At 67.5% G+C, this 295-nt stretch carries 1 protein-coding gene; it reads right to left on the bottom strand.

Going from position 1 to position 295, the window contains the following annotated elements; translation table 11 throughout:
• The coding region (locus AC0IYH_RS30850; protein WP_471837983.1) for a c-type cytochrome at positions 1-295 on the bottom strand (295 nt) is incomplete at both ends.

Below are 295 nucleotides of genomic sequence, written 5' to 3'. Positions count from 1 at the left end.
CTTGGACCCTTCCGCCTTCAGATAGGCGATGATCGCGGCGCGCTTCGCCGGATCGGGCGTGGCGATCGGCATGCGCGTACCGGGCACCTTCTTCTGCGGCGCGGCGAGATACTCGCTCAGCGTCTTTTCGTCCCACTTCAGCTTCGACGCCTTCAGCGCGGGCGAATAGTTGAACCCCGCTGCCGATGCGGCCGGACGCCCGACGACGCCGTACAGATTGGGGCCGATGCCGTTCCGGCCGCCCTTGTTGACCGTATGGCAGGCCTTGCATGCGGCGAACTGCGGGGGCGACGCC

The organism is Pseudomonas sp. AC463 (assembly GCF_979253585.1).
This window is presented reverse-complemented; position numbering and strand designations above follow the sequence as displayed.